The following is a 17749-nucleotide window of genomic DNA, read 5'->3' as shown; positions in this document are numbered from 1 at the left end:
CTTTAGGTGGTTTAATGCCTCATCCTGAAATGCGACATTGGTGGGTCTGCTTACAAATGCATCCACCATCTTATTTACAGCATGCAGAACTTTGTTTCGCCGATGTTCTGCTTCTCGGCACACTATGATTTCGTAAGGGATTGCGGACTTCAAACCTATCAGTTTACCACCTGAATTTGATGCGGGTGATAACGCTCAAAAACCTCTGAAACCCTTATGAATTATACACATTGTTGTGGGTATGTGCATTTTAAATATTATCAAAATCTGTTATCAGGGCTCTCATCAATAATTCTCCATTTGTACCTAATGATTTGTTTTTCAATCCCAAATCTTTTCTCATTTCTAACATCACTTTTGTAATCATCCCAAAATACTCTTTAGGATTTTCTTGAGAATCGCGATGATATGTATATTGCATAAAATCACCAAAAGCTTTAATTACCCTTGGTGATGCATAAAGAATGTACTTTTTATAGAAATCATACAATTTCTCAGTAAAATTATTCTTGCCTTGATTCTTACTTGTTTTATAATTTTTCCAAATATCAACCATCAATGTGACAAACTTTAAATATAGTTCACGTCTCTCTCGAGTGACTTCGCTTGAATACTCTTTACGTTTTTCAATTGTCGCTTTTAAATAAAATCCGATTATAGCTCCAATAGTTGGAAGTAAAATTGTTATTAATGTCTTGTCCATTTATTTTAAATTATGCCATTCATGAGTACAACCATTTTTACAATCTGTTTCTCTGCGATATGTATCAGCCGTTTTGAAAATACTCAACATGATTATAAATGACTTTCTCAGTTCAGAATCAGGTAAGTTCACAATTTTGCTAATCGCTATATTAAAAGTCTGCGTTTTGAAAAGTATCACAGGTGTCAATGTCCCTTTAATCGGTGCAGTCTGAATCGCATTAGAAATCAATTCATCAGTTGGATGTGATTGTTGCATGAACATCATTAACTTATCTCGAATCTCCTTTTGACTTGACAAATCAAGCTGGTCAAACCAATCCATTATATCGGTATCGGTCAGTTTATTTTGAGCGTATTTATTAATATTTAGTTCAATATCTGTCATAATGTACGATGCTCTTTTTGCATTACCCACAACTTGTTAAATTGTGTACCATAGGTGCACTTATTTTTGCTATATCAGGTAAAAAGGTGCACAATACATGCTTTATTGGGGTGTATTGTGCACCTTTTTAGTTTTCCTCCCCGAATCTACAAAACAATAATATCCAATCAAAAGAATCAGGATGATTATTTTACATGGGTAGTATTACTATAAATATAGAGGATTACATTTCGGCGAGAGCTTATTCGAGCAACAAAAAGTTAATTTTCAAACCGCGAGAGGTCATTCTAGAACCAAAAATGCCTTCACATATTGTCGAGAGATGATTTGAGTGCCAAAAATGGCTTTACATTTCGTCGAGAGATCATTTTTACGGTCAAATAGGCCTTTACAAATCATCGGGCGACTGTTCGAGCAACAAAAAGTTAATTTTCAAACCGCGAGAGCTTATTTGAGTGCCAAAAATGCCTTTACACATTGTCGAGAGATGATTTGAGCGTCAAAAATGCCATTACACATTGTCGAGAGATGATTTTTACGGTCAAATAGGCCTTTACAAATCATCGGACGAATGTTCGAGTGGCGAAATGACTATTTTCCATTGAAGGAAGCTTATTTAGACTGAAAAATTACTTTACTTATTGATTTTCTATTAATTTTTTATCAATTCAATTTCAAGGGAACTTGCATTCTGTCGCGAGAAAGATTCGTTCTTTTCTTATCATTCCCTTTGCGATGGATTTGCATTCTACAACAAACCCGGGGGCTTCCCCCGGGCTATTTGAGCCCTTCAGGCTCATTACTCTTTTTGTTAAATCTCTTCTTTCATTGAAAAAAATCAGAGAATACGTGTTATATCTGTGTTAATCATCATAAACATTAAAAATATGCGTCTATTTTTAGAATTCTTTATGCTCATTTCTCTGAATAATTTCGTTTTGCAGATCTTCTCCCAAATCATTAAAATAATCGCTGTAACCAGCTACACGAACAATTAAATCTTTGTAATTCTCAGGGTGTTTTTGTGCATCTTTTAAAGTTTCCACACTCACCACATTAAACTGAATGTGATGTCCGTCCATGCGGAAATAGGAACGCACCAAATTCATTACCTGAGTAATTCCGGTATCGTTCGCCATAAACGAAGGACTAAATTTCTGATTCAACAGAGTTCCGCCCGTGCGCAAATGATCAATTTTAGATGCTGATTTTACCACTGCGGTTGGTCCTTTTGTATCGGCTCCCTGAAAAGGAGAAATTCCCTCGGAAAGTGGTTTGCCTGCCAAACGACCATCGGCCGAAGCGCCCATTACATTGCCAAAATAAACGTGGCAGGTAGTTGGCAACATATTAATTCGAAACACACCTCCTTTTGCGGTAGGTCTGCCGTTAATTGCCTGGTAAAAAGTTTCGAAAATCGCAATCGCTTTGTCATCAGCAAAAGCCTCATCGTTACCATATTTTGGCGTGTTATACACCAAATCGCTTCGTAACTGATCGTAAGCAACAAAATCCTGATCCATTGCATATTTCAGTTCCTCCAAAGAAATTTTCTTCTGATCGAAAACCTGATAATGAATGGCACTGAACATATCGGCTAAACTTCCCAATCCAACACCCTGCACGTAACTGGTATTGTAACGGGCTCCGCCGGCATTGTAATCTTTTCCTTTCGAAATGCAATCCTCGACCAAAACCGAAAGAAATGGCACTGGTAGGTAATTGGCATACAAACGCTCAATCACATTATTTCCTCTAATTTTTATATCCGCAAAGTAGTTTACCTGTTTTTGCCATGCTGTAAATACATCCTCGTAAGAGGAAAAACTACTAAGCTTACCCGTTTGCAAACCAATTTGCTTTTTGGTGTGCGAATCGAAACCATTATTTAGAGTAATTTCGAGAATTTTGGCCAAATTAAAATAGCCACTTAAAGAGTAATTTTCGGTACCAAAAGCCCCTGTTTCCACACAACCACTGCAACCGCCGTTACGAGCATCTTCAATGCTTTTTCCTTGTTGCAATAGCTCCTGAACAATTGCATCGGTATTAAATATGGATGGCTGTCCGAAACCTGTTTTTACTATTTTCAGCGTACGCTTTATAAACCTGTCGGGACTTTTCTTGCTCACCTGCACCATAGAACTTGGTTGCAAAAGCCTCATCTCTTCAATCACATCCAAAAGCACATAAGTCATGTCGTTTACTGCATCCGAGCCATCTTCCTTCAATCCGCCCATATTAATCAGGCAAAAATCGGTATAGGTGTTGCTCTCCTTAGCGGTAACTCCCATTTTTGGCGGTGCCGGATGATTGTTGAACTTCACCCAAAAAGCCTGAAGCAATTCGTACATCTCCTCTTTGGAGAGCTTCTCACTTAGCACTTCTTTTTCGTAAAAAGGCTGTAAATGCTGATCTAACCTTCCGGGATTAAAGGAATCCCACGGATTTAATTCTGTAATTACCCCCAAATGAATGAACCAATAATGTTGCAATGCTTCGTGAAAAGTTTCAGGAGCATGGGCAGGAACCTTGCGACAAACTCTTGCCATTTGTTCCAATTCTATTTTGCGTTTTGCATCTTTTTCCAACTTAGCCAATCGTTCCAATTCTTCGGCATGCCGATTGGCAAACAGAATAATTGCATCGCAAGTAATTGCCATGGCCTTTAACTCTTCCTGCTTTTCGTAGGCTTGAGGATCTTCGAAGAAATCCAATTGGTCCATTGCTTTCTGAATTTCCTCTTTTACATCTAAAAATCCTTTTTGGAACATTTTCTTGCCCAAAACAGTATGTCCGGGAGCACGTTGCTCCTGAAATTCGGTAAATATTCCCGCTCCATAAGCATCTAACCATTCCGGAGTCATGTTGGAAATTAATCGATCGCGATTCGTTTTGCCTTTCCAAAATGGAATGATAATGTCCTTATAAATCGTTCTGGTTTCCTCATCAACATGAAAAGACACCTTTTCGCGATCGTTCAAAATCTGTAAATCATCCAAAGAATGGATGCAGATTTCGGGAAAAGTAGGACAAGCTTTTGGTGCTGGTCCGCGCTCCCCAACAATCAATTCGTTGGCGTTAATACAAATTTTCTTGTTGGCAAATACATATTTAAACGACAAAGCTCTTTTCACTGGCGTGGATACCATTTGTGCTTCGTCGGATTGATAAAATTCGGTCATTAACAAAGCTCTTTCCGGAGAAATGCTGTTAATGGCATCTATACTTTGGTCGCGTAATTGCTTTATTCTTTTGTTCATTGTCTTTAAAAAATTAATAATTATTAATTGATCATTATTAATTACAAATTCACCCCTCTCCCTGTAGGGATCTCCCCTAAAAAGGGAGAACATTATTTAGAAATATTTATTTTTTAATTGAATTCGCTTACTGATAACTGTTTACTGCCCTCTGTTAACTGAATCTATCCTCCAATATTTACCGTAAATCCAGCCTTTTCGAAAAGTTCTTTTGCCCAACGTGCATCCTCTTCCTGTAAAGAAGGAATATCAGGCATCCTATTTTCTTTGTGGAAACGAGCATATTTATCTCTTCCAATTCGGTGATAAGGCAAAATATGAATTTCCAATTGGGAAGTCCAATCTGCTAAGAATTCCATCATTTTTAGGATATTTTCTTTCGAATCATTAAAACCGGGAATCATGGGATATCGAATCATCAGTTTTTTTCCTTTCTCGATCAGATATTTCAGATTCTCCAATATCTGTTTGTTGGAAACTCCTGTTAATTTCTGATGTTCACCATCGTCCATGTGCTTTACATCGAATAGAAAAAGATTCACCGAATCGATAATTCGTTCGAAATGCTTTTTGGGTGCAAAACCCGATGTATCTACCACGGTATGTAAATCCATCAATCGGCATTCTTTTAGCATTGCATCCAGAAAATCAATTTGCAAGAGAGGTTCTCCTCCCGAAAAAGTAACTCCTCCACCCGATTCATCAAAAAACAATTGATCTTTCTCAATTTCTTTGATTAATTGACTTACAGCGTATTCTTTCCCAATCTTGACTCTCGTCTCAATGGATTTTTCTGCCAACTTATTACATTGACTGAATTCTTCGATTTGCTGAGAAAAACTTTCTGGGTTATGACACCACCAACAGCGCAACGGACAGCCTTTTAGGAATATTGTGGTACGAATTCCCGGACCATCATGCACAGCATATCGCTTGATATCAAACACGATACCATTCATTAGATAGAATTTTAGATGTTAGATAGGAGCTTTGAGAATAACTCTCAAAACTTCTTTTTAGAAAAGATGATAGGAGAACTGATCAGCTTATATCAGTTTACAGGAATGCAAGTGGATCAACAAATCCAGCATTCGTATAGGCCTTTGTAGGAGTGCCTGTGTAGTATGGGAATAATTCTGTTCATAAATTTATTCGCTATTGATGTAAATCTATGATTTTAATTTGAACTACCAGTAATGAAAACAAGCTAGGTGCCTGATTTAAAATCGTTCTACGTAACAAAACAGAACAGCTAAATAATTAAATGAATAGCTGTTTCACTGCAACTTACGCCTAAATCCCCTAAAGGAAATTTCTACTCACACATTTATAGTTTTTGTCCGTTTATAAGATTTGGGGTAATCTGGGAATATTAACTACCTATTCCGTCGCGAGAAAAAGCAATTCTTTTCTTGTCATTTCCTTTGCGACGGATTTCCATTTTCCAACAAACCCGGGGTGTTACCCCGGGCTATTAAAATTTGAGCCCTTCAGGCTCTCCTTCCGTCATGCTCTGATTTATAAGCAAGCGGTAAATATCAGGGTATGACTAGAATTAACTATTTCCCGAATACAAACCCGGGGCGTTGTCCCGGGCTATGGCTATTTGAGCCCTTCAGACTCTCCTGCCGTCATGCTCTGATTCATAAGCAAGCGGTAAATATCAGGGGATGACTAGAATTAACTATTTCCCGAATATTTCTATCTCCTTTTTTTGGAAGCTGTGTTCTTTTCTTATTATTTCCAAAGTAAAACCCCTAAATCCCCTAAAGGGGACTTCTACTCACACTTATAGTTTTTGTTCTTTTTTATAAGCCAATTTAGGTGTTTGGGGGTTGATAACTCTTTCGGAATTTCACCTATGCCGTCGCGAGAAAGAGAAACACTTTTCTTATCATTCCTTTTGCGACGGATTTCCATTTTCCAACAAACCCGGGGTGTTACCCCGGGCTATTGAAATTTGAGCCCTTCAGGCTCTCCTTCCGTCATGCTCTGATTTATAAGCAAGCGGTAAATATCAGGCGATGACTAGAATTAACTATTTCCCGAATATTTCTATTTCCTTTTTTCGAAGCTGTGTTCTTTTCTTATTATTTCCAAAGTAAAACCCCTAAATCCCCTAAAGGGGACTTCTACTCACACTTATAGTTTTTGTTCTTTTTTATAAGCCAATTTAGGTGTTTGGGGGTTGATAACTCTTTCGGAATTTCACCTATGCCGTCGCGAGAAAGAGAAACACTTTTCTTATCATTCCTTTTGCGACGGATTTCCATTTTACAACAAACCCGGGGTGTTACCCCGGGCTATTGAAATTTGAGCCCTTCAGGCTCTCCTTCCGTCATGCTCTGATTCATAAGCAAGCGGTAAATATCAGGCTATGACTAGAATTAACTATTTCCCGAATACAAACCCGGGGCGTTGTCCCGGGCTATGGCTATTTGAGCCCTTCAGGCTCTCCTTCCGTCATGCTCTGATTTATAAGCAAGCGGTAAATATCAGGCGATGACTAGAATTAACTATTTCCCGAATATTTCTATTTCCTTTTTTCGAAGCTGTGTTCTTTTCTTATTATTTCCAAAGTAAAACCCCTAAATCCCCTAAAGGGGACTTCTACTCACACTTATAGTTTTTGTTCTTTTTTATAAGCCAATTTAGGTGTTTGGGGGTTGATAACTCTTTCGGAATTTCACCTATGCCGTCGCGAGAAAGAGAAACACTTTTCTTATCATTCCTTTTGCGACGGATTTCCATTTTCCAACAAACCCGGAGTGTTACCCCGGGCTATGGCTATTTGAGCCCTTCAGGCTCTATTTACTTTGTGTGTCTTCGTGGTTAAATTCTATTTTCATTAAAATTATAATCACCTAAAAAAGGCTTCCCCTTTCGAGGAAGCCTGTCAACTATTTAATTACAATAAAGGATTCTATTTAAACTCTTTTTTTAATTGTTCAACCCAAGCTTCAATTCTTTCGTTCGATAAACCAGCCTGATTTTCGATATCCAAAGCCAAACCTAAGAATTTACCATCACGCAAGGCACGCGATTGCTCGTACTTATAGCCTTCGGGCGATGTTAATCCGATTATTTTTGCGCCTCGTTCTTCCAGTGCAATAGCCAAAAGACCAATTGCATCAACAAAATTCTCGGGATATCCGACCTGATCGCCTAAACCAAATAAAGCAACTGTTTTGCCTTTTAGTTTTAAATCCTCAATGGCTGGCATAAACTCATCCCAATAGTTAGGTAGTTCTCCGTCGAACCATGTAGGCACTCCTAAAATCAGATTATCATAGGCAAGAAAATTTTCCTCGTCCACTTCCTCAACATTTACACTTTCTATTTCGGCCGATGAAGCAAAAGCTTTCTTAATTTTCTCAGCATTTTTTGCTGTTTTGTTGGTATTAAAACTATAGAATAAACCTATTTTTTTCATTTTATCTTTAGATTTGAGATGTGAGAATTGAGATATGAGAAAAAACTGAGTCCTTTTTAAATGCCTCTAATCTCATAGCTTATATCTCCTAATCTGATATTAATACTCGATTAACTCTTTAGCTGCTGCGTAAATTTTATCGTTATTGGGAAGCACCGCTTTTTCTAAAATACGATTAAAACCAACCGGCGTATGTTCCGAACCAACACGCTTTACCGGAGCATCCAAGTCTTTAAATGCTTTTTCGGTAATGCTTGCCGAAATTTCAGCTCCAAAGCCCGAAAACACTTTATCTTCGTGAACAACCAATACCTTATTGGTTTTTGCTACCGATTTAAGAATTGTTTCTGTATCCATCGGCACCAGTGAGCGAAGATCAATCACTTCCACCTGCTTTCCAGTCTCTTCGGCTATCTTATCAGCTACCTCAACACACATATGGGTTGTGTTTCCATAAGTTACGATCGTTAAATCGGCACCTTCTCTTCGTACTCTTGCTTTTCCAAACGGAACTTCGAAATCGTCGGGTACTGCTGCCGAAGCTTTCGGATCGTTGTACAAAGCCTTTGGCTCCATAAACACTGTCATTCCTTTCGATCGAATACTGGTACGCAACAAACCTGCAGCATCATCGGCATACGATGGATAAACAATGCGAACTCCTGGAAAGGTTGATAAAGCGCCTTCGATATTTTGCGAGTGATACAAGCCTCCTCCAATATATCCACCAGACGCTAAACGTACAGTAATATTTGGCGAGTATTGTCCTTTAGTTCTCCAATATTCGTGAGTAGTTTCAACAAACTGCTCCATAGCTGGCCAAAAATAATCAGCAAATTCGGCACCTTCTACTACAATTCTAATTTTATCGTTGTAACGGCTCATTCCATTTGCAGTTCCCATAATGTAATCTTCGGCAATAGGAGCATTAAATACTCTTTCCTTACCAAACTCTTTCTGCATTCCTTTGGAAACATTGAAAATTCCACCTTTATCTTTATTGGCAATATCCTGTCCCCAAATAAATGTATCTGGATTTAGACGAAATTCTGCTTTTAGTGTTTCATTCAATCCTTCAATCAACTTTTTGTTGTTGCCGGTAAAATTGTGTAATCCTTCTGGGTATTTCTCGGAAACATATGGTTCTGGAATCACAAACTCATGAATGGATTCGGGAGTTGGATTTGGAGCTGCTAAACCAGCTTTATGTGCTTTTTTAACTTCCAATTTTACATCCGCTTCAATAGCAACTAATTCCTCTTCGGTAAAACGCTTGTAACGAACCAATAATCGGCGAAATTTCGCTAACGGATCGTATTCTGTAACGTAATTTAATTCAGCGTTATCGCGATATAATTCGTGTTTATCGGAATTCGAATGCGCGCCCATACGCACACAGTTAGCCTGAACAATTACCGGAGTTGAAGTCTCCAAAGCAATTTGTTTTGCCTCTGTCATGGCATTCATCGAATCGAAAACATCTTTTCCATTGCAATGAATAATTTTTAGGTACTTCATTCCCCTAAAATTATCTGCAACCTTTCTATTCGCTGTTTGATCTTTCTTGGGAACCGAAATTCCATATCCATTATCCTGAAAAACAAATACAACTGGAAGTTGCTCATTGGTAGCTCCATTTATAGCCTCGTACACATATCCTTCGGATACCGACGATTCTCCTTGAGAACTAAAAACGACTCCTTTGCCATCGTATTTTTTTACTGCTCGACCTAAGCCTACCGCATGTAAAGTATGATTTCCTGTACAGGATGATACATTATGAACGTTCCATTCTGGCTTTGCAAAATGGTTCGACATGTGACGACCGCCACCAGCTACATCTGTATCTTTCGAAATTCCGTTAAAAATAATCTCTTCAGCAGTTAATCCTGCCGAAATAGAGGTAAGCATATCCCTGTAGTAAGGAAATAAATGATCGGTTTTGCGATCGAATACTTGTCCTATTGCCAATTGAATGCCATCGTGACCTGCATATGGGGCATGGTAAGACCATCCGATTGCCTGCTTCAGGTAATTCGGTGCTTTCTCATCCAGTGCTCTTCCTAAAGTCATCATATGAAACCAACGACTAAGCAATTCTTTTGATGTATTTTTAATGCTAAACTTTTTACTTTCAGTCATCTTATTAGTTTTGTTTGTACTATCTACCGAGGTAATTTCCAATATTTCCATGATTTAAAATGCTCTGTTAATCTCAAAATCTTCCAAATAATCAGCAATTCGTCTTAAGAATGCACCTCCCAAGGCTCCATCCACAACACGGTGGTCGTAAGAAAGAGAAAGGAACATTTTCTGGCGAACTACAATTGCATCTCCTGCTGGAGTTTCGATTACTGCTGGTTTCTTTTCGATGGTTCCAACAGCCAATATTGCAACTTGTGGTTGATTAATAATTGGAGTTCCCATTACATTTTTAAAAGATCCGAAATTGGAAATCGTAAACGTACCTCCCGAAATATCATCGGGACCCAATTTATTATTTCGTGCATCGGTCGCCAAACGATTCATATCATTTGCTAAACCAATTAAATTTTTCTGATCGGCATTCTTTATCACGGGAACAATTAAATTTCCACTTGGAAGAGCAACTGCAACACCTACATTGATATTTTTTCGTAAAATAACATTGTATCCATCTACAGAGGCATTTACACCCGGAAATTCACGTAAAGCCTTCGAAACGGCTTCGATAATAAGAGGCATAAAGGTGATTTTTGTTCCTTCTCGTTTCTGGAAAGCATCTTTCACTTTATTTCTCCAATTTACCATATCGGTAACATCGGCTTCTACCATTGCGGTTACGTGAGGAGATGTTTGTTTCGACATCACCATGTGATCGGCAATAATTCGTCTCATGCGATCCATTTCCACAATCTGATCCTGAGCACCGATAGACATGGAAACTTTTGGTTTCTCGGCAACTGGAGCAGGCGCTGCAACTGGTGCTGCAACTGTTTTCACCTCGGGTGTTGAAACGTTTGCTCCGTTTCGTTTAGACAAGTAATCCAAAACATCTTGTTTTTGGACTCTTCCCTCCGTACCATTACCAGCGATTGTTTCCAGTTCTTGAACAGTAATATTTTCACTTTTCGCAATGCTTTTCACTAGCGGAGAATAAAATCGACCTGAAGTAGATTGAATATCAGAAGTACTTCCACTTCCAACAGACGCTTGAGCTGTTTCTGGTTCGGCAGTGCTTTCACTTGCTTCAACTGGTGCTTCCACATCGTCAGCATCCCCCAAAGCAATAATTGCAACCACCTCGCCAACGGGAACTACATCATTTTCTTTAAATCGGATTTCAACCACCTTTCCGTCTACCGGACAAGGTATTTCGGAATCAACTTTATCCGTTGCTATTTCAAAAAGCATATCATCCTCTTCCACCTGATCATTCAACTTCACGAACATTTTCGTGATAGTAGCTTCCTGTACGCTCTCGCCCAACTTAGGCATTATGATTTCAAAGCTAGACATATAACTTATATTTTAATATTTATAATCATATTTAAATGTTTCGATACAAATATAGAAAATTATTCTTATTTAGATTGATTAAGCTTAAAATAATTGCAATCTCCACATTACAATTGTTTATTAGGGTATAGATTTCTTCGATAAGCTTAAAATTATTTTCTAAAAGTTACCACTTTCTTATTATTCAGGTTAATTTTGAGCGAGAAAAATAACATGATAATGAAAGAATTCACATTTAGCCTAGAAATAACGTCCTCGCAGGAAGAAGTATACAATGCCCTAACCAATTCTTTTCAAATTGAACTTTGGACTGGATACCCTGCAGTAATGGACGAAAACCCCGGCACTATTTTCTCCCTTTGGGAAGGAGATATTACGGGCGTTAACCTGGAAATTGTAAAAGATTATAAAATTGTTCAGGAGTGGTTCTTTGGAGAGACTGAAACTCCGTCGATTGTAAGCTTATTGATAAAAAAAGCTGGTTCAAAATCAAGGGTGGAGCTTACTCATACTAATATTCCCGATGAAGCTTACGATGAAATTATTGAAGGTTGGAAGGAGTACTATTTAGGATCGCTGAAAAGCTTTTTGGAGTTTTATTAGACAATAGATTTTTAGATTCGAAATATTGACCAATTTACAATACGCATAGTTTACAAAGCCTTACTCTAAAAAACTGGTTAGACTTATCGCGTTAACAATTATGGCATTATGAATAGTTAAAGATCTATTAATTCGAAGTCGACCACTAAAATTACAACATAAAAAAATCAGCATTTAGAATTCATCTACTTGCTGATTTTTGCTTTGTATTATATAATAGAATTTACTTATTCTACTATAATTACTTCATCGAAGATTTCTATTTTATCGCCCGGACGAATTTTTGCTCTTTTTCGCAATTCCATTTCTCCATTTCGAAATACAATTCCGTCTTCCACAAAAATTTTAGCCTGAGCACCACTTTCGCTTATATGAGTTGCTTTTATCAGCTTTATTAACTCGATATATTCGGTTTCAATTTTAAATTTAATCATATATCCCTCCTTATTTAAACCTCAAAAGTAATGCTTTTTCCATCGTATTTCGATCAGTACTACATTTAAAATGGATTAATGAAAAAATAGATAAGCAATTGCAATTGCAGCAATAATTCCTGCAAAATCAGCAATTAAACCACAGGTGACTGCATATCTGGTATTCTTAATTCCTACTGCTCCAAAATATACTGCGATAATATAAAAAGTTGTATCTGTTGCTCCTTGCAAGGTAGAAGCTAATTTCCCAACAAAACTATCTGCTCCATGTGTTTGCATCGCATCCACCATCATGCCTCGTGCACCACTACCGCTCAAAGGTTTCATTAATGCAGTAGGCAAGGCTTCCACAAAATCGGAATTAACTCCTATAAAAAAACAAAACCGTCGTGCTCCTTCAATTACCAAATCCATTGTTCCCGAGGCTCTAAATACTCCAATTGCAACCAAAATAGCAACCAAATAGGGAATAATTTTAATCGCTATGGAAAAACCTTCTTTTGCACCATCAATAAAACTCTCGTAAACATTCACTTTTTTTCGTGCTGCCATAAGAATAAATGTAATGATGATGGAAAACAAAAACACATTACTAACTACGGTCGAAATTTGAGTAATTTGATCCTTCTCTAAGCTCGAAAAATAGGCAATTAATGCAACAATAAAAGCCGTTAGTCCGCCTAAATAGGCCAGCACTACCTTATCGAAAAGATTAATTTTCTGAACAATAGCAACACTTACTAAACCTGCTATGGTTGAAAAGTAGGTTGCCAATAAAATTGGGATAAAAATATCGGATGGATTCACAGCTCCCAATTGCGCTCGGTACACCATAATGGATATGGGAATAATCGTTAAGCCTGAAGTATTCAGCACCAAAAACATGATTTGTGCATTAGACGCAGTATCCTCCGATGGATTCACCGACTGCATCTCCTTCATCGCCTTTAATCCTAATGGCGTAGCTGCATTATCCAAACCAAGCATATTTGCCGCCAAATTCATCATTATGGAACCATGCGCAGCGTGCCCCTTAGGAATTTCAGGAAATAACTTATTGAAGAAAGGTCCAATTAATCGGGAAAAAACCTTTACAATTCCTCCATTCTCGCCAATCTTCATAATTCCTAGCCACAGGGTTAACACCCCCGTTAAACCCAAAGAAATATCAAAACCCGTTTTTGCCATTTCGAAAGTGGAATTCACCATATTTGGAAAAACCTCCATATCGCCAAAAACAATCAACTTAATTAATCCAACTACGAAAGCAAGCACAAAAAAGAAAATCCAAAGGTAATTTAGGGCCATAAAACTTGTATTTAATGCATTTAGAATGGTGTTACAAACACTATTTCTTAGTTTGATTATCTTCTATCAATTTCAATCTTTCTACTGGATATGACTCCTCTGACTTTAGACTATTAGCTTTTTTATAATAGAATCGGGCAACCGAATAATTTTCTTTATCGAATGCTTCATCGGCCTTCTCTATTACTTTTTTATATTCTGCTTCCAATTTCTGATCCTTCTTCGAATCAATAATATCCTCGATCTTATCCAATTGATTAGCTGCATACTTTTCGGAAGAATCAATCGTTTTTGCTTTCTGATAATAGAATTTAGCAACCGAATAATTTTTCTTTGTTAACTCTTCATCCCCTCGGGCTATTAACTTTCTATATTCTTCGGTAAGTTCCGAATCCTTCTCTTCTTGAATAATCTTGTCAATTTCCTTTAATTTTTTCTTAGGATAATCTCTTTCAAAATATTCAAGAGCTCTTTCGTACATCACTTTCGCCACCGTATAATGCGAGGCTTTAAAAGAATCATCTCCTTTAGCTATGATAGCAGCATATTCGCGCTCCCTGGCAATAGACAATTTCTTCTCAAAATTAGTTGAATTACCAGATATCGACTCCTCATCTGCTAATTTTAAGGCTTCTACCAATTTTTCAATCTCTTCCAATTTTTGTTGGGGATATTCTTCGCCCGGCTTCATGCTTAAAGCCGTATTAAAATGATGACGTGCAACACTGAATTGCTCCTCTTTTAGGAATTTATCCCCCTGAGCAATCTCTTCTCCGTACAACCGATTCAACTCTCTTAATTTTTCTGCTTCCCGCGCCTGTTGCTCCAATTCAACTTCAATTCTCTTAAGCTGATTTTTAGGATATGATTCTTTTGGTTTTAAATTTAATGCTCCTTGATACTTTCCAATTGCAGCGGTATACTCCTTTTTATTATATAACTGATCGCCTTCTTCCAATAAAGCCTTGTATTGATATTGCAAGCTTGATTTCTCTTCTTCTAATTTCTCTAAGTCTTTCAAAATCAATTGAATTTCAGCAATCCTATTCGGAGGATACACTTCCTGTGGTTTCACCGCTTGTGCTTTTTCGTACTCGTCGATTGCCGACTGCCATCTTTTTCCCTCATAATACTTATCGGCAAGAGCAATGGCATTATTATAATCTCTTTCTTTTACTCGAAGCGCTTCAGCAATTCTAGCTTCCTCCTCCGACTTAGCTTTTAAGCGATTTACAATTTCGTCAATTTTCTCGATTTGTGTTTTTGGATAGCTTTCCTTACTTCTCATCTCCAAAGCCATCGTATAATTCTTTTTCGATGACTCATATGATTCCGAAGAAAATTGAGAATCGGCTAAAATAATTAATGAATTGTATTTCTCATCTAGTTCTTGTTGTTCCATTGCTAATCTTGCCTCCTCTTCGGCCAAACGCTTTTGTTCCAACAAAATATCATCAATCTTTTTTATCTGTGCCTTTGGATAATTCTCTTTGCCTTTTAATTCTAAAGCATCACTATAACTTGTTCGAGACGACTGGTAATCACTACTAGAAAATTGAGAATCAGCCAAAGCAATTATAGAGGCATATTTATCGTTCAAGGCTTTTTTCTGCGATGCCAATCGAGCGGCCTCGTCAGCCTCTGCCATTTGAATTACTAATAAATCATCGATCTTTTGAATTTGATTTTTTGGATACGCTTCGTCAGCTTTTATACTTAGAGCTTCGTTATAACTATTTTTAGCCGATTGATATTCTTCCTCAGAAAATTGAGCATCTGCCAGTTTAATTACAGAATCGTATTTTTCGTCCAAAGCTTTTTTCTCTGCTAACAAACGTTTTGCATTTTCAGCTTCTGCTTGCTTATCCGCCAACAATGCGTCAATTTTTTGAATTTGCGTTTTTGGATACACTTCCTCGGCCTTCAAACCTAAAGCATTGGAATAACCTGTTTTAGCAGACTGATACTCGCCCAATGAATATTGAGAATCAGCAAGTTTAATAATGGAATTATATTTTTCCTCTAGGACTTTCTTTTCCGCAAGTAATCGAGCCTCCTCATTCGCTTCCGCTTGTTGTGCATTCAAAATCTCATTAATCTTTTGAATTTGAGATTTTGGATAAGTCTCCTCTGCTTTTAAACTTAAAGCATCGGAATAAGTTGTTATAGAAGATTGATAGTCGCCAGCAGAAAACTGAGAATCCGCCAAATTAATAATTGCCACATACTTTTCTTCTAAAGCTTTCTTTTGAGAAGCCAATCTTGATGCTTCATCCGCGTCAGCCAATTGTTTGGCCAGCAGATCCTCTATTTTTTGGATTTGAGATTTCGGATAAGCTTCATTTTGTTTTAAATTCAACGCATCCAAATAAGTATTTTTAGAAGTCTGGTAATCTGCAGTACTAAACTGAGAATCAGCCAGAGTAATTGTAGCTAGGTACTTATCCTCCAAAGCTTTCTTCTCTGCAAGTAAACGAGCTTCCTCATCAGCTTGAGCTAATTGAGTCGCCAATATTCCATCAATTTTCTGAATTTGAGATTTCGGATAAGCTTCCTTGGGTTTTACACTCAATGCATCCGAATAAGTGCTTTTAGAAGTCTGATAGTCGGCGGCAGTAAATTGAGAATCCGCCAAGGCAATTATAGATGCATATTTTTCCTCCAAAGCTTTCTTTTCTGCAAGCAATCGAGCTGCTTCGGCGGCTTCTGCTTGTTGAGCTGCCAAAACTTCATCAATTTTTTGAATTTGAGATTTTGGGTAAGCCTCCTCTGCTTTTAAGCTTAAAGCGTCCGAGTAGGAAGTTTTCGCTGATTGATAATCGCCCGATTCAAACTGAGAATCCGCCAAATTTATAATGGCTGCGTATTTTTCGTCCAAAACTTTCTTGTTAGCAAGTAATCGAGCAGCGTCCTCTGCTTCTGCTTTTTGTTTCGCTAAAATTTCATCAATCTTCTGAATTTGTGATTTTGGATAAACTTCACTTGCCTTTAAACTCAAAGCTTCGCTATAGCTCACTTTGGAAGTCTGATAATCACCGGCACTAAACTGAGAATCGGCCAACGCAATTGTAGTTGCATATTTCTCATCAACTGCCTTTTTATCGGCAGCTAATTGTGCTTGCTCCGCTAACAAATCACTAATTTTCTGGATTTGATTTTTAGGATATGCTTCATTTGGCTTTACTTCTAAAGCGCTAGTATAGCTTGTTTTAGAAAGTTGATAATCCTTAGACTCAAATTGTGTATCGGCTTGGGTTAGTAAGGCCAGGTACTTTTCTTCCAAGGCTTTTCTTTCTGCTTCAAGGCGAGCTTTTTCCTGTTCTTTAGCCAACTCCTCTCCAATCAGCTCATCAATTTTTTGTAATTGGGTTTTTGGATAAACCTCATCTGGCATAATACCTAAAGCCTCGATATATCCAGCTTTGGACAGGTCGTATTTTTGAGCATTGAAATTGATATCTCCACGTTGTATTGCTGCTTTATAAGCTCGTTCTTTTGCTAATCTTTGTGCTTCTAACTCTTCCGCTCTTTTTCTAGCTTCCTCTTCCGCCTTTTTAATAGCATCTCTAATTTGTGAGTCGTAATCGCGGTCGTAATCAAAATCATCCAATTCTTTATCGTACATGATCATCCCCATGGGCTGATCAAATACCGAAAGATCCAAACCTTCGTATGCTGGAAAAAGCGAAACCATAAACTTAAAGGGAGGAAACTGATTGTCTCTACTAAGAATTTCCAAGGGAACAAAAGTAGATACACTAACTTTCTTAGTGACAAATCCCTCTTTTGAAAATTCAAAAATATACTCATTCCCAAAATCCAAGGTATACTCAAACTTTCCGCTATCGTCAACAATTTTCGATTCCATTTTCTCCGCATTTTTCAAAATGGTAATTCGAGTATTATCGATACTTCCATTTTCAATTTTTACTTTTCCGAAAACAGAATATTTGTTTTGAGCCGATGCAATATCCGGAGAGCACATTAGAAGAAAAAAGAATAAAACTATTATTCTGATCCTAAGAGAGCATGACAAATTGTTCATATTAAAAGATGCTTTTATTTTACCACAAAAAAGAGAATGTACTATCAGCCACCTCTTTTAAAACTTAATAAAATC

Annotated in this window: 11 protein-coding genes; 1 reads left to right on the top strand and 10 read right to left on the bottom strand. The window is 37.5% G+C overall.

The genetic code is table 11. The features are described 5' to 3' along the window. Positions 1-250 precede the first annotated feature (250 nt). From BZG02_RS19935 to BZG02_RS19905, 7 genes are all read right to left on the bottom strand, one after another. Positions 251-703, bottom strand: a complete 453-nt coding sequence (locus BZG02_RS19935) for a hypothetical protein (protein WP_101263511.1) — start codon at positions 701-703, stop codon at positions 251-253. Continuing rightward, a complete protein-coding gene (locus tag BZG02_RS19930; RefSeq protein ID WP_101263510.1) occupies positions 704-1090 on the bottom strand; it encodes a DUF5958 family protein in 387 nt (128 codons plus the stop codon). 899 nt (positions 1091-1989) lie between these two features. After that, positions 1990-4353, bottom strand: a complete 2364-nt coding sequence (gene hypD / locus BZG02_RS19925) for a trans-4-hydroxy-L-proline dehydratase (protein ID WP_101263514.1) — start codon at positions 4351-4353, stop codon at positions 1990-1992. A gap of 164 nt (positions 4354-4517) precedes the next feature. Continuing rightward, positions 4518-5312, bottom strand: a complete 795-nt coding sequence (locus BZG02_RS19920; RefSeq protein ID WP_101263509.1) for a glycyl-radical enzyme activating protein — start codon at positions 5310-5312, stop codon at positions 4518-4520. A 1964-nt stretch (positions 5313-7276) separates the two neighbouring features. After that, the gene (locus tag BZG02_RS19915; protein ID WP_101263508.1) at positions 7277-7786 is read right to left on the bottom strand and encodes a flavodoxin; all 510 of its coding nucleotides are present in this window, start codon (positions 7784-7786) and stop codon (positions 7277-7279) included. A gap of 99 nt (positions 7787-7885) precedes the next feature. Beyond that, entirely contained in the window at positions 7886-9979 is a 2094-nt protein-coding gene (locus BZG02_RS19910) for an alpha-ketoacid dehydrogenase subunit alpha/beta (RefSeq protein WP_245868147.1), read from the bottom strand. A gap of 3 nt (positions 9980-9982) precedes the next feature. Next, positions 9983-11284 carry a dihydrolipoamide acetyltransferase family protein gene (locus BZG02_RS19905; RefSeq protein WP_101263507.1) on the bottom strand — a complete coding sequence of 434 codons (1302 nt, stop codon included), beginning with the start codon at positions 11282-11284 and terminating at the stop codon, positions 9983-9985. 219 nt (positions 11285-11503) lie between these two features. On the opposite strand from BZG02_RS19905, the gene BZG02_RS19900 reads away from it, so the two are divergent. After that, positions 11504-11887, top strand: a complete 384-nt coding sequence (locus BZG02_RS19900; RefSeq protein ID WP_101263506.1) for an SRPBCC domain-containing protein — start codon at positions 11504-11506, stop codon at positions 11885-11887. A gap of 227 nt (positions 11888-12114) precedes the next feature. Here the strand turns inward: BZG02_RS19900 and BZG02_RS19895 are convergent, their stop codons facing one another. From BZG02_RS19895 to BZG02_RS19885, 3 genes are all read right to left on the bottom strand, one after another. After that, complete coding sequence (locus BZG02_RS19895) at positions 12115-12321, bottom strand: RNA-binding S4 domain-containing protein (protein WP_180335797.1); 207 nt, start codon at positions 12319-12321, stop codon at positions 12115-12117. 75 nt (positions 12322-12396) lie between these two features. Next, positions 12397-13629, bottom strand: coding sequence for a nucleoside recognition domain-containing protein (locus BZG02_RS19890; protein WP_101263505.1), 1233 nt, complete (start codon positions 13627-13629; stop codon positions 12397-12399). Positions 13630-13669: 40 nt separating this feature from the next. Beyond that, positions 13670-17674 carry a hypothetical protein gene (locus BZG02_RS19885; RefSeq protein WP_143470525.1) on the bottom strand — a complete coding sequence of 1335 codons (4005 nt, stop codon included), beginning with the start codon at positions 17672-17674 and terminating at the stop codon, positions 13670-13672. Positions 17675-17749 lie beyond the last annotated feature (75 nt).

Source organism: Labilibaculum filiforme (assembly GCF_002843315.1).
Classification (GTDB): domain Bacteria; phylum Bacteroidota; class Bacteroidia; order Bacteroidales; family Marinifilaceae; genus Labilibaculum; species Labilibaculum filiforme.
This window is presented reverse-complemented; position numbering and strand designations above follow the sequence as displayed.

Bases quoted from the DNA above. Each gene is read 5' to 3' on its own strand.
- BZG02_RS19915 (WP_101263508.1), bottom strand. From the start codon at position 7,786: ATGAAAAAAATAGGTTTATTCTATAGTTTTAATACCAACAAAACAGCA.
- BZG02_RS19920 (WP_101263509.1), bottom strand. From the start codon at position 5,312: ATGAATGGTATCGTGTTTGATATCAAGCGATATGCTGTGCATGATGGT.
- BZG02_RS19910 (WP_245868147.1), bottom strand. From the start codon at position 9,979: ATGGAAATATTGGAAATTACCTCGGTAGATAGTACAAACAAAACTAAT.
- BZG02_RS19930 (WP_101263510.1), bottom strand. From the start codon at position 1,090: ATGACAGATATTGAACTAAATATTAATAAATACGCTCAAAATAAACTG.
- hypD (WP_101263514.1), bottom strand. From the start codon at position 4,353: ATGAACAAAAGAATAAAGCAATTACGCGACCAAAGTATAGATGCCATT.
- BZG02_RS19885 (WP_143470525.1), bottom strand. From the start codon at position 17,674: ATGAACAATTTGTCATGCTCTCTTAGGATCAGAATAATAGTTTTATTC.
- BZG02_RS19935 (WP_101263511.1), bottom strand. From the start codon at position 703: ATGGACAAGACATTAATAACAATTTTACTTCCAACTATTGGAGCTATA.
- BZG02_RS19905 (WP_101263507.1), bottom strand. From the start codon at position 11,284: ATGTCTAGCTTTGAAATCATAATGCCTAAGTTGGGCGAGAGCGTACAG.
- BZG02_RS19890 (WP_101263505.1), bottom strand. From the start codon at position 13,629: ATGGCCCTAAATTACCTTTGGATTTTCTTTTTTGTGCTTGCTTTCGTA.
- BZG02_RS19895 (WP_180335797.1), bottom strand. From the start codon at position 12,321: ATGATTAAATTTAAAATTGAAACCGAATATATCGAGTTAATAAAGCTG.
- BZG02_RS19900 (WP_101263506.1), top strand. From the start codon at position 11,504: ATGAAAGAATTCACATTTAGCCTAGAAATAACGTCCTCGCAGGAAGAA.